Here is a 12,825-nt window from a genome sequence, read left to right as displayed (position 1 = left end):
AGCGTGTAAGAGAGCCGGGCGCAATAAGGGGCGGGGATTCCCGTGCTGACGCCAGCCCGCTTTGGCTGGCCGTTGAGAGGGCCGATTTAGAGACTATGAGCGACCTGACGTTCAATAAAGTCGCGGGCGCCGTGCTTGCGACCGGCTTGGCCATTGTCGGCCTGCGTGAAATTTCGTCGGGCGTGTTCGCGCCCCATCCGGTCGAAAAGCCGGGCTACGCGATCGAGGTCGCCGAGGAAGCGGGCGCCGGCGGCGCCACCGCCGAAGCGCCGATCGACTGGGGCACCGTCCTGCCGACCGCCGACATCAAGGCGGGCGAAGCGGTCTTCGCCAAGTGCAAGTCCTGCCACACCATCGAAGCGGGCGGTCCGAACGGCACCGGCCCCAATCTTCATGGCATCCTCGGCAAGAAGTCGGGCCAGCACGCCGGCTTCGCCTACTCGCCGGCCATGATCGAACACGGCACCCACGGCGTCTGGACCTTCGAAGAGACTTCGGAATTCCTCAAGGCGCCGCAGAAGCACCTGTCGGGCACCAAGATGACCTTCGTCGGCCTGAAGAAGGCCGAGGACCGCATCAACCTGCTGGCCTATCTGAACACCCAGGGTTCCAACCTGCCGTTCCCGGCGCCGGCTCCGGCCGCCGCTGCGGCTCCGGCGGCGGACGCTGCTGCGGCCCCGGCCGCCGACGCGGCTGCCGCTCCGGCGGCTGCGGCTCCCGCCGCGGCGGCCCCGGCTGCTCCGGCCGCCGCGCACTAAGCCTTTCTAATAACGGCGGAAAGCGGTGGGTTCGCCCACCCCCGCCGCGACGTAGCGAGCCCTTGTCACCGACAAGGGCTCGATTGCTGTGGCCATATGGTGCGCGTTGGCGTGCACGATGGTCTCGCCGTCCAGCATCATGGCCACGTGGCCCTTCCAGAACACCAGATCGCCGCGCGCCAGCGCGCCCTCGGCCACCGCCACCCCGCCCTGCGCCTGCTGGTCGGTGTCGCGCGGCAAGGCCACGCCGCAGGCCCCAAAGGCTTGCAGCGTAAGGCCCGAGCAATCGAGGCCGAGGCTCTCACGCCCGCCCCAGAGGTATGGCGTCCCGACGTAGCGCAGGGCCACGGCGGCCGGATCGGTCTCGAAGACCCCGACCGGCGCCAGGTGATCCCCCACGAACCAGCCGATCCCGGCCACGCGGGCGAAGCGGCCGTCGCGCTCTTCGACGTCCAGCAAGCTGCCGAGAGAGTACGGGCCGAGCGCCCGCGACTTGATGCTGGGCGCCTCGAAGGCGTAGGTCCGCAGCGCCGATAGCTTCATATTCGGCGCCCTATCGGCAGGTTTCAGCGCCGATAATTCCACAAACCCGACATAACCATCGCGCCGGGCCTGGCCCCAGGCGTAGCCGCCGGCCTCGTCGAGGACGTCAAACCCTTCTCCGCAAAGGAGTTGGTCGACCTGCTCGGCGCCGGCGTCGGCCGAGCGCAGGATCCCAGCGGCAGGTTTCGCGCATATATGCCGGCGCCTATCGGCATAACGATCGGCAGCGACGATAGCCTCCAGCTCGCGCGCGGCGAGGTCGCCGCGGGCCAGCGTCACGCGCGGATCGAAGCTCACGAAAAGCGGCCCGCGAGCATCGCATAGAGGGCGCGGATCGACTGGGCCTCGCCGCCCGAGGGCCAGCCCGGCCGGCCGCGCGGGTTCCAGGCGAAGATGTCCAGGTGCACCCACGGCCCGCTCGGCGCGAACTTCTGCAGGAAGAGGGCCGCGGTGACCGAGCCGGCCTGGGCCCAGGCGTCGGAGTCGTTCTTCAGGTCGGCGACGTCGCTATCGAGCGAGTCGACATAGCCCTTCCACAGCGGCATCCGCCACAGCGGGTCGGCGACCGCGGCGGCGGCGGCCTCAATCTGGCCGGCCAGCTCCTCGTCATCGGTGTAGTAGGGCGGCAGCTGCGGGCCGAGCGCCATGCGCGCCGCGCCGGTCAGGGTCGCCAAGTCGATGGTCAGGGCCGGCTCCAGCTCGGCGGCGCGGGTCAGGGCGTCGGCCAGGATCAGGCGGCCCTCGGCGTCGGTGTTGCCGACCTCGATGGTCAGGCCCTTGCGGCTGCCCAGCACGTCGCCCGGCCGCATGGCGTCGCCGGAGATCGCGTTCTCGACCACCGGCAGCAGGATCGCCAGCCGCACCGGCAGACCCGCGGCCATCACCATCCGGCCGAGCGCCAGGGCGTGAGCGGCGCCGCCCATGTCCTTCTTCATGTTGCGCATGCCGGCCGACGGCTTGATGTCGAGGCCGCCGGTGTCGAACACCACGCCCTTGCCGACCAGGGCGACCAGCGGCGCGCCCTCCTGGCCCCAGCTGATCTCGATCATCCGCGGCGCACGCTCGGGCACGGCGGCGCGGCCGACGGCGTGGACGGCCGGATAGTTCGCCTCAAGCAGGCCCTCGCCGGTGACCACGGTGATGCCCGCGCCGTACTGCTCGGCGATCTCGCGGGCGATGGTCTCGATCTGCAGCGGGCCCATGTCGCTGGCCGGGGTGTTGACCATGTCGCGGGCCAGGGCGCAGGCGTGGGCGATGCTGCGCACCTGCGCGACGTCGACGCCCTCGGCCGCCACCAGGCGCGGACGCTTCTCGCCCTTCTTCTTGTAGCGGTCGAAGCGGTAGCTCCCGAGCGCAAAGGCCAGGGCGATCTGATCGGGGGCGATCTCGGCCGGGGCCGAGGCGATGCGGTAGTCGCCGGCCGGCAGCCTGGCCGCCAGGACGCGGAAGCCTTGGGCGTCTCCCGCCGCGCCGAGGCCCAGCAGCACCCGGTCGATGCCGCCGGCGGTGTCGGGCACGACCAGCACCTGGCCGGCCTTGGCCTTGAACTCCGACAGTTCGGCGAACGCCTTCACGAAGGCCTGGCGGCCCTCGAGGAAGCCCGCCAGCTCGCTGTCGCGCAGGGCGTGGACGGGAAAGACGGCGCCCTCGGCGTGGTCGACGACGACTTCGGTCATGGCGCTCTCCTGCCCCGCCGGGCGGCGGAAATTATGCTTAACGCTTCCTTTAAGCGGGCGGGGGGATGCTTGGCGCACTCACCGGAGCCCGTCATTCCATGTGTCGCATGTCGGCCCTCGCCGCAACCGCCCTCGCCCTCACCCTGGGCGCCAGCCCGGCCCTGGCCCTGCCGTTCGGCAAGAGCGCCGACAAGGCCGCGCCCGCGGACAAGGCGCCGGCCGCCGCCGCGCCGGCCCCGCGCAAGGCCAGCGCCCAGGAGCGCGCCCAGATCGCGCGGCTGGACCCGCTGGCCCGCGCCGCCTTCTGGGCGCACGAGACCGAACTCGACCCGAACGACGTCGACGCCGGGATCAAGCTCGCCCAGGCGCTGCGCCAGATGGGCAATTACGGCGACGCGCTGCAGGCGACCGAGCGCACGCTGATCGTCGCCCCGAACAATGTCGAGGCGCTGCTCGAAGCGGCCCGCAGCCAGGTCGGCCGCGGCCAGGGCTTCTACGCCATCGAGCCGGCGCGGCAGGCGCAGGCGCTGGCCCCGCGCGACTGGCGCATCCCCTCGCTGCTGGGCGTCGCCTACGAGCAGGCCAGCCGTTTCGACGAGGCGCTGGCCGCGCACCGCCAGGCGCTGGCGCTGGCGCCGGACAACCCGGTCGCGCTGGGCAACCTCGGCATGTACTACGCCGCGCGCGGCGACACGGCCCAGGCCGAGGCGACCCTGCGCCAGGCCGCCGCCCGCCCCGACGCGCCGATCGCCGTGCGCCAGAACCTGGCCCTGGTGGTCGGACTGTCGGGCCGCATCGACGAGGCCGAGCGCCTGGCCCGCCAGGATCTGCCGCCGGAAATGGTCGAGAACAACCTCGCCTGGCTGCGCAGCGCCCGCGCCCCCGCCGCCAGCGGCGGCGCGCCGAGCGCCCGCTCGTGGGAGAGCCTGCGGCAGACGCCGTAGGGCGCGGCGCGCAGGGTCAGTGCGACGTGGGGCCCTCTTCCTCGATGATCGCGATGAGGGTCTCCCGCCCATCCGGCGGCCAGAATTCGATTTCCAGGAGCAGCTGTTCAATCTCGTAGGGCGCTGCGGTGCGAAGCCACTTCCTCAATTGGATGATCGAGTTGAGAGGAAGTCGCGAAACGAGCGGAGTCATGGCCGGACCTCTTCGGCCGCGCGCGGGCACGGACGAGACATCGGTTGTGACGGGTCGGGCGTCCTGCCCGCCAGCGCCGCCGCCTGCGCGTTCTGGCGCTTCAGCCATTGGTGATTGGCGCGACTGTCGGCGAGGGCGCCGCCCGGATAGAGTTTCATCGCGCTGCGCCTGCACATAGCCGCGAGCGCTGCCCTCTGGGCGACACCAATCGATCGCCCTGCCACACCGAGACCCTGGTCGCGCTGTCGTGTTGGCTGAGCACCGCCGACGCTCGCCGCCTAGCGCGGGCGTCGCTGGAACAATAGATCGCCTCGAAACTCGCAGACACGCCATCGGGTTTGGCGGGATAGATCATGTAGAGCTTCATCGTCGGCTCCGGCTTTGATTGGGAGCTTCCCGGTGCAGCCAAAAGCTTCCCGAATTCAGTAAAATTTCAGTCTTAAGTTCACCGAAACGCACGGTACGCCGAATTTTGCCGCCTCGAAACAAAAATTGTGATTTATCTAAAACGTGAGGACATCACAAAGTAGCGGCAACTATTCCAGTTTTCACGGGTTTATACTTCATGGATTTTCGACCGACACCACTAGAACGTGCGTTTCAACTCGCCCGAACCGGGGAGTTTTCGGGGTTGGGGGCCGTCGTCGACCGTCTTCGCGTCGAAGGCTTCAGCGTGAATCAGATCGAAGGACCGCAACTCAAGCGCCAGATCCGCGAGCTCTGCGCGGCGTCGGCGTGCAGCCCGCAAATGACGAATAGCCCCCGTGTCGAATGCCTGGCGGCCGGCCGCCCCGGCGTTCCAGACACGTCACCCCTCGGGTGGAGAGCGGGTTTCGCTGGCGGCGATGAGGTCGTCGAAGTCCCTGATCGCGTCTCGCAGCTGGTAGATCGTCTCGACGCTCACGTCCTTGCTGTCGGACATGATCTGGTAGGTCCCGTCTTCGAAGCGCGAGAGCTGCTCGATGAGCAATCCGCGGAGGTACGACCAGCGTCGCCGAATGTCAGCGGGCGTTTCCATGCCCGGAACGCTACGCCCTGCGGCCAGGGCGCGCCACCTCAAACCGGGGCGAACGATGACCCTCCAGTATGAAGCCCGCCGGGACGACGCCGGCTGGACGGTGTTCGATCGCTGGACCGGGATGATCGTAATCCTCAATCGCGTGCGGCTGGTCGGGCTGTCGGCCTTCCTGGCGGACGAATTCGTCGAGCGTCTCAACAGCGACCAGGAGCGCGGCGACCGCACCATCCATCAGTAGCCGGCGCGCGTCATCGCCGTGACGCCCGATTGTCGCCAGCCCGACACAGGCGGCGAGCATCCTGGCGCCATGCGAATCGCGGCGCCGCCCGTCCTGGCTTTCGCGCTGGCCGCCGGCCAGGTCTCAAGCATGGCCTGGGCCGCGCCGCCGATCGAGGCGGCGTTCGGCAACACCGTCGTCTCGACCTTTCCAGACGGCAAGACCCAGCACATCTGGTTCGACGAAGACGGCGCCTATAGCGCCAGCGGCCGGCGCGGCCAGCGCTCCAGCGGACGCTGGAGCCTGAGGGGCGGCGAGGTCTGCCTGCGCCAGCTGCGCCCGTTCCCGGCCCCGATCGTCTATTGCACCCCGGCCCCGCGGGACGTCAGCGCCGCCTGGACGGCCAAGGCGCTGGACGGGCAACCCGTGCGGCTGCAGCTGGTGCGAGGGCGGTTTCCTCACTGAGCGGCGGCGCACTAGGGGGGGGTGTCATCCGGAATGCGGGAACACCCCCCGCGAGGCCCGTCAGGGCCGCAGCACCGCCCGGCCGTGGATCTTGCCCTCGCGCAGGCGCTGGTAGACGTCGACCGCCTGGTCGAGGGCGAAGGTTTCGATGTCGGCCTTGATGGCGCCGGACTGCGCCAGGGCGATCACCTCCATCAGCTCGGTGCGCGAGCCCCAGTAGGGGACGCTGACCTGCGTGCCGTAGGGCGGGTTGTTGGCCGAATAGCTGAGCACGCCGCCGGCCAGGCCGACGATGGTCAGGCGGCTGGCCCGCCCGACCGTGCGCGCGCAGAGGTCGATGGTCGGCTGCGCCCCGACGAAGTCGAGGGCCACGGTGATCCCGCGCTGGCCGGCGAGGTCGGAGATCTCCTCGGCCGCCAGGTCCCCGTTACGGGTGTTGACCGTGTGCTGGACGCCGAGCTTGCGGGCGTGGGCGAGCTTCGCGTCGTCGATGTCGCCGGCGATCACCTTGGCGCTGGTCAGGGCCTGGAGGATCTGCACGGCCATGTGGCCAAGGCCGCCGACCCCGAGCACCAGCACCGTGGCGTCGGGGGTCAGCAGCGGCAGCGCCGTCTTGATGGCGTGATAGGGGGTCAGGGCCGCGTCGCTGAGCGGGGCGGCGGCCAGCGGGTCGAGCCCGCCCAGCGGCACCAGCAGCCGCGCCGAGGGGACGATCATGAACTCGGCCATGCCGCCGTCGGAGCCGAGCCCGCCGCCGTAGCTGGGGATGGTGGCGTGGCGCTCGCAATAGTTCTCGGCGGAACTCTGGCAGGTCTTGCACTGGCCGCAGCCCCAGGGGCCGTAGACGGCGACGGGATCGCCCTCCTTCCAGCCGCTGACGCCCTCGCCCAGCTGTTCGATCCAGCCGGCGTTCTCGTGGCCGAGGGTGAAGGGCCCAAGCCCGCCGAGCCCATGCTCGAGCACGTGCAGATCGGAGTGGCAGACCCCTGCCCCGCCCATCCGCACCAGCACCTGGCCGGGACCGGGCACGGGCTTCGCGATATCGACGATCTCAGGCGGACGACCGGACTCGATGAAGCGGACAGCCTTCATGCCAGGACTCCTGGTTGTGGAGCGGCGAGTTTGGGCGCCTGGCGGCGGGGAAGGCAATGGGGGGATGACGACGCGCGAGCCGCGCTGGCGAACCGGAGTGAAAATGTATTCCCCGCCGCGCCTCCATCTCTGAATTCATAACAATCGCCAACCTGCATCTTCCCGCGCAAGACCCCAGGCACCGAGTCCTTAGGGGAAACGCGGGGGGCGCCTACGCACTTCACCCTATGCTAAGCTCGAACTTTCGGCCGCATCCTCCAGCTTCCTGATTTCTTCAAGAGGCGCAGGGTGATGGCCAGTGAAGATCTCGTCCAAGACAATCCCGTTCCGCAATTGGATAGGAGCGAGCCGCCCGCCGGCTCGGATCGTCGTGCGTTCATGGTGCGCAGCGCCATGGCCGCGGCCATCGCCACCCTGACCGGGCGGCCGATCGCGGCCTATGCGCAGACGCCGGCGACCTCGCCGCAGGACTCGGTGAAGCTCGATCCGAGCCTGGACGTGGTGAAGAAGTCCAAGGGTCCGGTGATGACCCTGGTGGACGAGTTCTACAAGGTCGGCCCCGGCCCCTCGTCGTCGCACACCATCGGGCCGATGCGGATCACCTATGACTTCTATCAGCGGGCCGCCAAGCTGCCGCCGGACCAGCTGGCCCAGGCGACGGCCCTGCAGGTGAACCTGTTCGGCAGCCTGAGCGCCACCGGCAAGGGCCACGGCACCGAGCGCGCGGCGCTGGCCGGGCTGATCGGCAAGGAGCCGGCGACGGTCGATCCGGCCTTCCTCGACAGCCTGGCCGCCGATCCGAACCAGACCTTCAAGGTCAAGCTCGGGAACAAGGAGATCCCGGTCTCGCTGAAGAACATCGTCTACGACGCGACCAAGGGCGACTTCCACCACCCCAACACCATGACCGCCAAGCTGATGGCCGGCGACAAGGTGCTGCTGGAGCAGGAGTACTATTCGGTCGGCGGCGGCTTCATCGAGTGGAAGGGCTACGAGCCGCCGAAGAAGAACCCGCCCAAGTATCCGTACGAGCGGATCAGCCAGGTCATCGAGTACTGCAACCGCGACAAGATCTCGATCGCGCAGCTGGCGCGCGCCAACGAGACCGCGATCTCCGGCAAGAGCGACGCCGAGATCGACGCCTTCCTCGACAAGATCCTCGGGGCCATGGACGCGACGGTGAAGACCGGCCTGGCGGCGCCGACCTCGACCCTGCCCGGACCGATCAAGCTGAAGACCAAGGCGCACGACGTCTATGAGAGCGCCCAGAAGCAGGAGGGCGAGGCGCGGCGCGCCATCGGCCTGGTCTCGGCCTATGCGCTGGCCGGCTCCGAAGAGAACGCCCGCGGCCACCTGGTGATCACCGCCCCGACCGGCGGATCGGCCGGGGTGCTGCCGGCGGTCATCTACTCGCTGGGCCCGAACGGGGCGAAGATGTCGAAGGAGAAGCTGCGCGAGGCGCTGCTGGCCGGCGCGGTCGTCGGCTATCTCTGCAAGCACAACGCCACCCTGTCGGCGGCCGAGGGCGGCTGCCAGGCCGAGATCGGCGTCGCCTCGGCCATGGGCGCGGCGGCGATCGCCCAGGCCTATGGCGACAGCCCGCAGGTGGCGGCGAACGCCGCCGAGGGCGCGCTGGAGCACCACCTGGGCATGACCTGCGATCCGGTGGCCGGGTTCGTGCAGATCCCCTGCATCGAGCGCTGCGCCTTCGGGGCGGTGAAGGCCTGGACCGGCTACCTGATCGCCAAGAACGAGGTCCCCGCCAACCGCCGCGTGGACTTCGACTCGACGGTCGACGCGCTGGCCCTGACCGCCAAGGAGATGAACTCCAAGTACAAGGAGACCTCCGAAGGCGGCCTGGCGGTCTCGCTCGTGCTCTGCTGAGGCGCCGGTGGGGCCGGGGGCATCAGTCCGGCGAGTGATCGCGGCCGGCGCGCTCGCCGCCGCGTTCGCGAGCGCCGCCCAGGCGCAGGACCGGCCCGCCACCACCGCCGAGCTGGAGCAGCAGGTCAACGCGCTGCAGGCGCAGCTGCGCGCCATGCAGGAGCAGCAGCAGGCGCTGACCGCGACGCTCGGCCGGCTGCAGCAGCAGCTGAACAGCCAGAGCGCGGCGGCCCCGCCGCCCACCGCCGCGCCGCCCGCGCAGGCCGCGCTCGCCCCGCCGCTGGCGGTGAAGTCCTCGACCGGATCGATGGGCGAGAAGCTGGCCGAGCGCTATCAGGACGGCATCGTCATCTGGCAGACGCCGCCGGACGCCGACGTTCCCTTCCTGCTGAAGTACAACATCAATTCCCAGGTCCGATATCTGAACACCACATCGGGCGACGAGACCTTCACGGATCACCTGGGGGTCGATCGCGCGGTCAACCTGCGCAACGACATCACCGTCAACCGCACGATGTTCATCCTCGGCGGCTACATCTTCGATCCGCGGCTGCGCTACAGCTCGACGGTCTGGACCTCGGCCGGGTCGAACTCGATCGTCATCGCCGGCAACATCGGCTGGCAGTTCAACAAGGCCTTCACCCTGACCGGCGGCTACACCGGCGTGCCCGGCAGCCGCTCGCTGGTGAACACCTTCCCGTTCTTCCAGTCGACCGACCGGACCATGGCCGACAACTTCTTCCGCCCCGGATTCACGCAGGGGATCTGGGCCAACGGCGACATCACCAAGGACCTGCATTACCTGGCCTTCGTGGGCAACGGCCTGAACACGCTGAACATCTCGGCGGCCAAGATCGACGAGAACCTGATGGCGTCGGGCAGCCTGTGGTGGGAGCCGCTGGGCGAATACGGACCGCCCGGCAAGTCGCGCAACATGTACGACGACTACTACGCCTCGCCGAACCTGCGCATGCGGCTGGGCACTTCGTTCACCTGGGCGCGGGAAGACCGGTTCTCGGACCTCGACCAGTCGAGCCCCGAGAACACCTCGATGCACAATTCGGACGGGGTGCTGACCTTCGCCACCGGGGCGTTCGCCCCCGGGGTGACGGTGGACAACGCCACCTACCGCATGTGGGCCATCGACCTCGGCCTCAAGAAGTACGGCTGGTCGCTGAACGGGCAGTACTATTTCCGCTGGATCGACGACTTCAAGGCCGACGGGCCGATGCCGATCGACAGCATGTTCGACCACGGCTTCGAGCTGTCGGGGGCGGCGTTCATCGTGCCCAAGAAGGTGATGGCCTACGGCCGCGGCTCGATGGTGTTCGGCGAGTTCCGCGACTCCTGGGAGGCCGGAGTCGGGGTGAAGTGGTACTTCGTGCCGACCGAGCGCATGTGGCTGACCGCCGAGGTGATGCGCGTGGTCGATACGCCCTATGGCGGGGTGTTCACCCCCTACACGGCCGGCCTGACCGCCTGGGTGCCGATGGTCCAGGCGGTGCTGGCGTTCTGACATCGATTACGCCGGCGCGGCTGGCGCTAGGCGATTGCAGAACGCCGATAACATACTGTAAGTTCGAAAAATAACGAGCCGCGATCCGCGGCCGCGCGGCTTTGTCCGGGCGGCCGATTACGTGGCAATAGATTGATCAAGTTGGGGAATTCCGCATGACCGCCGTCACCGACGCGCCCGCCAAGCGCCAGATCGACAAGCAGGCGCTGCTGGCGAAGTACATCGCCGAGCGCGACAAGCGGCTGCGGACTGACGGCAACGATCAGTACCAGCAGCTGACCGGCCGCTTCGCCCACTACGCGCAGGACCCCTATACCCCCGTGGTGGAGCGCGAGCCGAAGACCGACCACGTGACCTTCGCCTTCGTCGGCGGCGGTTTCGCCGGGCTGGTGACCGGGGCGCGGCTGGTCGAGCAGGGCGTCACCGACGTGCGCATCGTCGAGAAGGGCGGCGACTTCGGCGGCACCTGGTACTGGAACCGCTATCCGGGCGCGCAGTGCGACACCGCCTCGATGATCTACATGCCGCTGCTGGAAGAAACCGGTCACATGCCGACCGAGAAGTACGCCCATGCGCCGGAAATCCTGGCCCAGTGCCAGCGGATCGGGAAGCAGTACGGCCTCTATGAGAACGCCCTCTTCCACACCGAGGTGACCGACATCGCCTGGGACGAGGCGAACTCGCGCTGGGTGATCTCGACCAACCGCGGCGACGCCTTCACCGCCAGCTTCATCGGCCTGGGCACCGGCCCGCTGCACGTGCCCAAGCTGCCCGGCATTCCCGGCATCGAAGGCTTCAAGGGCCACGCCTTCCACACCAGCCGCTGGGACTACGACTACACCGGCGGCGATCCCGGCGGGGCGCTGATGGAGAAGCTGGCCGACAAGCGGGTGGCGATCATCGGCACCGGCGCGACCAGCGTGCAGGCCGTGCCGCACCTGGCCAAGGCCTGCAAGGAGCTCTACGTCGTGCAGCGCACGCCGTCCTCGGTGGACGTGCGGGCCAATGCGCCGATCGATCCGGAGTGGTTCGCGGGCATCGCGACGCCGGGCTGGCAGCAGCGCTGGCTGGAGAACTTCACCGCCAACCAGGCCGGCGGCAACGCCGACGAGGACCTGGTGATGGACGGCTGGACGGACCTGTCGCGCCGCATCCGCGCCAAGATCATGCAGCTGGCGCCGGAAGACCGCACGCCGCTGAAGATGCTGGCCGCCTATGAGGACTCCGACTTCGAGAAGATGGAGGAGATCCGCGCGCGGGCCGAGAGCATCGTGCAGGACGGCGAGACGGCCGAGAAGCTCAAGGCCTGGTATCGCCAGCTCTGCAAGCGGCCCTGCTTCCACGACGCCTATCTGCAGGCGTTCAACACCCCGGGGACGGTGCTGATCGACACCGACGGCCAGGGCGTCGAGGCGATCACCGAGAACGGCTTCGTGGTCGGCGGCGAAGAGTACGAGGTCGACTGCATCATCTACGCCTCGGGCTTCGAGGTCGGCACCGACTACAAGCGCCGCTCGGGCTTCGAGGTCGTGGGGCGCGACGGCCTGACGCTGTCGGAGGCCTGGGGCGAGGGCATCAAGTCCAAGCACGGGATCCACGTGCGCGGCTTCCCGAACGCCTTCTTCGTGCAGCCGACCCAGGGCGCGAACCTGATCTCGAACATTCCGCACAACCTGACCGACTCCGGCCGCACCATCGCCGTGACCATCAAGCACGCGCTGGACGGCGGGTTCCGCGAGGTCGAGGTCAGCCAGGAGGCGCAGGACGCCTGGGTCGCTCTGATGCTGAGCGGCATGGGCCGGATGATGGGCGCGCCGGACTGCACGCCCGGCTACTACAACAACGAGGGCAAGGACCCGGGCCCGGCGGCGAAGCTGAACGTCGGCTATCCGGCCGGGGCCAGCGCCTACTTCCAGTACATCGACGGCTGGCGGACGTCGGGCCAGTTCGAAGGGCTGGAGTTCCGCTAAGAACGATCTTTGGGGCGTGACGGCCGCTTCAACCGGCGACCACTTGAAGCTGTCACGCCCCGTGGCCCGCGGCGAAGCGGTCGTCGAAATCGCGGGAGAGATCCCCGAGGGTGACGGCCGCGAACCGCGCGGAAATCAGCTCGCGGGCTTGCTGAAGGGTTCCCTCCAGCGCGCCATTGACCGCCTGTTCGACCAGGCACTCGGGATGGTCCTGCGACTGGCCGATGGCGAACAGCGTCGGCTCGTCCAGGGCCCGGTAGATATCCATCAGGGTGATGTCGTCGAGCGGCCGGGCCAGCGCCCAGCCGCCGCCCTGCCCCGGCTCCGAAGCCACCAGCCCGTCGCGGCGCAGGCCGGCCATGGTGCGGCGCACGACCACCGGATTGGTCGCCAGCATCGCCGCCAGCTGCTCTGAGGTGGCCTTGCCGCCCAGCCGGTCCATGTGGATCAGGGCGTGCAGCATTCGCGAAAGTCGGCTGTCGGTGCGCATGGCGCAGATATGGCCCCTGCGCACATTCGTAACAAGACCAGTTGCGGAATCGATCCTCC

The 12,825-nt window shown here is 68.9% G+C and carries 13 protein-coding genes; 7 read left to right on the top strand and 6 right to left on the bottom strand.

From position 1 onward, the window contains the following. Positions 1–95: 95 nt before the first annotated feature. Positions 96–758, top strand: a complete 663-nt coding sequence (locus ACSQ2H_RS02310; protein ID WP_436059863.1) for a c-type cytochrome — start codon at positions 96–98, stop codon at positions 756–758. A gap of 6 nt (positions 759–764) precedes the next feature. Here the strand turns inward: ACSQ2H_RS02310 and ACSQ2H_RS02305 are convergent, their stop codons facing one another. Next, on the bottom strand, positions 765–1,598 hold the full coding sequence (locus tag ACSQ2H_RS02305; RefSeq protein WP_436059862.1) for a C40 family peptidase: 834 nt from the start codon (positions 1,596–1,598) through the stop codon (positions 765–767). Then, the gene (locus tag ACSQ2H_RS02300) at positions 1,595–2,977 is read right to left on the bottom strand and encodes a leucyl aminopeptidase family protein (protein WP_436059861.1); all 1,383 of its coding nucleotides are present in this window, start codon (positions 2,975–2,977) and stop codon (positions 1,595–1,597) included. The genes ACSQ2H_RS02305 and ACSQ2H_RS02300 overlap by 4 nt, the downstream gene beginning before the upstream one ends. Positions 2,978–3,075: 98 nt before the next feature. On the opposite strand from ACSQ2H_RS02300, the gene ACSQ2H_RS02295 reads away from it, so the two are divergent. Beyond that, complete coding sequence (locus ACSQ2H_RS02295; protein ID WP_436059860.1) at positions 3,076–3,921, top strand: tetratricopeptide repeat protein; 846 nt, start codon at positions 3,076–3,078, stop codon at positions 3,919–3,921. 16 nt (positions 3,922–3,937) lie between these two features. Here the strand turns inward: ACSQ2H_RS02295 and ACSQ2H_RS02290 are convergent, their stop codons facing one another. After that, positions 3,938–4,114, bottom strand: coding sequence for a hypothetical protein (locus tag ACSQ2H_RS02290; RefSeq protein ID WP_436059859.1), 177 nt, complete (start codon positions 4,112–4,114; stop codon positions 3,938–3,940). A gap of 808 nt (positions 4,115–4,922) precedes the next feature. After that, on the bottom strand, positions 4,923–5,132 hold the full coding sequence (locus ACSQ2H_RS02285; protein ID WP_436059858.1) for a hypothetical protein: 210 nt from the start codon (positions 5,130–5,132) through the stop codon (positions 4,923–4,925). Between the two features lie 55 nt (positions 5,133–5,187). Here ACSQ2H_RS02285 and ACSQ2H_RS02280 point away from each other — a divergent pair, with 55 nt between their 5' ends. Further along, positions 5,188–5,370, top strand: coding sequence for a hypothetical protein (locus tag ACSQ2H_RS02280; RefSeq protein WP_436059857.1), 183 nt, complete (start codon positions 5,188–5,190; stop codon positions 5,368–5,370). Between the two features lie 69 nt (positions 5,371–5,439). After that, entirely contained in the window at positions 5,440–5,814 is a 375-nt protein-coding gene (locus ACSQ2H_RS02275; protein ID WP_436059856.1) for a hypothetical protein, read from the top strand. 60 nt (positions 5,815–5,874) lie between these two features. Here ACSQ2H_RS02275 and ACSQ2H_RS02270 read toward each other — a convergent pair whose 3' ends face one another. Further along, the gene (locus tag ACSQ2H_RS02270) at positions 5,875–6,906 is read right to left on the bottom strand and encodes an NAD(P)-dependent alcohol dehydrogenase (RefSeq protein WP_436059855.1); all 1,032 of its coding nucleotides are present in this window, start codon (positions 6,904–6,906) and stop codon (positions 5,875–5,877) included. Between the two features lie 291 nt (positions 6,907–7,197). Here ACSQ2H_RS02270 and ACSQ2H_RS02265 point away from each other — a divergent pair, with 291 nt between their 5' ends. The 3 genes from ACSQ2H_RS02265 (at position 7,198) to ACSQ2H_RS02255 (ending at position 12,276) form a co-directional block, all read left to right on the top strand. Further along, entirely contained in the window at positions 7,198–8,790 is a 1,593-nt protein-coding gene (locus ACSQ2H_RS02265) for an L-serine ammonia-lyase (protein WP_436059854.1), read from the top strand. Positions 8,791–8,824: 34 nt separating this feature from the next. Beyond that, complete coding sequence (locus ACSQ2H_RS02260; RefSeq protein WP_436059853.1) at positions 8,825–10,306, top strand: hypothetical protein; 1,482 nt, start codon at positions 8,825–8,827, stop codon at positions 10,304–10,306. A gap of 155 nt (positions 10,307–10,461) precedes the next feature. Next, complete coding sequence (locus tag ACSQ2H_RS02255; RefSeq protein WP_436059852.1) at positions 10,462–12,276, top strand: flavin-containing monooxygenase; 1,815 nt, start codon at positions 10,462–10,464, stop codon at positions 12,274–12,276. A 52-nt stretch (positions 12,277–12,328) separates the two neighbouring features. Here the strand turns inward: ACSQ2H_RS02255 and ACSQ2H_RS02250 are convergent, their stop codons facing one another. Then, entirely contained in the window at positions 12,329–12,766 is a 438-nt protein-coding gene (locus ACSQ2H_RS02250) for an Rrf2 family transcriptional regulator (protein ID WP_436059851.1), read from the bottom strand. Positions 12,767–12,825: the final 59 nt, after the last annotated feature.

This window comes from Phenylobacterium sp. LjRoot97 (assembly GCF_964254345.1).
Taxonomy (GTDB): Bacteria; Pseudomonadota; Alphaproteobacteria; order Caulobacterales; family Caulobacteraceae; genus Phenylobacterium.
This window is presented reverse-complemented; position numbering and strand designations above follow the sequence as displayed.

Excerpts from the sequence above, each read along its gene's own strand:
- ACSQ2H_RS02310 (WP_436059863.1), top strand. The coding sequence starts at position 96 with ATGAGCGACCTGACGTTCAATAAAGTCGCGGGCGCCGTGCTTGCGACC.
- ACSQ2H_RS02300 (WP_436059861.1), bottom strand. The coding sequence starts at position 2,977 with ATGACCGAAGTCGTCGTCGACCACGCCGAGGGCGCCGTCTTTCCCGTC.
- ACSQ2H_RS02295 (WP_436059860.1), top strand. The coding sequence starts at position 3,076 with ATGTGTCGCATGTCGGCCCTCGCCGCAACCGCCCTCGCCCTCACCCTG.
- ACSQ2H_RS02290 (WP_436059859.1), bottom strand. The coding sequence starts at position 4,114 with ATGACTCCGCTCGTTTCGCGACTTCCTCTCAACTCGATCATCCAATTG.
- ACSQ2H_RS02285 (WP_436059858.1), bottom strand. The coding sequence starts at position 5,132 with ATGGAAACGCCCGCTGACATTCGGCGACGCTGGTCGTACCTCCGCGGA.
- ACSQ2H_RS02280 (WP_436059857.1), top strand. The coding sequence starts at position 5,188 with ATGACCCTCCAGTATGAAGCCCGCCGGGACGACGCCGGCTGGACGGTG.
- ACSQ2H_RS02275 (WP_436059856.1), top strand. The coding sequence starts at position 5,440 with ATGCGAATCGCGGCGCCGCCCGTCCTGGCTTTCGCGCTGGCCGCCGGC.
- ACSQ2H_RS02270 (WP_436059855.1), bottom strand. The coding sequence starts at position 6,906 with ATGAAGGCTGTCCGCTTCATCGAGTCCGGTCGTCCGCCTGAGATCGTC.
- ACSQ2H_RS02265 (WP_436059854.1), top strand. The coding sequence starts at position 7,198 with ATGGCCAGTGAAGATCTCGTCCAAGACAATCCCGTTCCGCAATTGGAT.
- ACSQ2H_RS02255 (WP_436059852.1), top strand. The coding sequence starts at position 10,462 with ATGACCGCCGTCACCGACGCGCCCGCCAAGCGCCAGATCGACAAGCAG.
- ACSQ2H_RS02250 (WP_436059851.1), bottom strand. The coding sequence starts at position 12,766 with ATGCGCACCGACAGCCGACTTTCGCGAATGCTGCACGCCCTGATCCAC.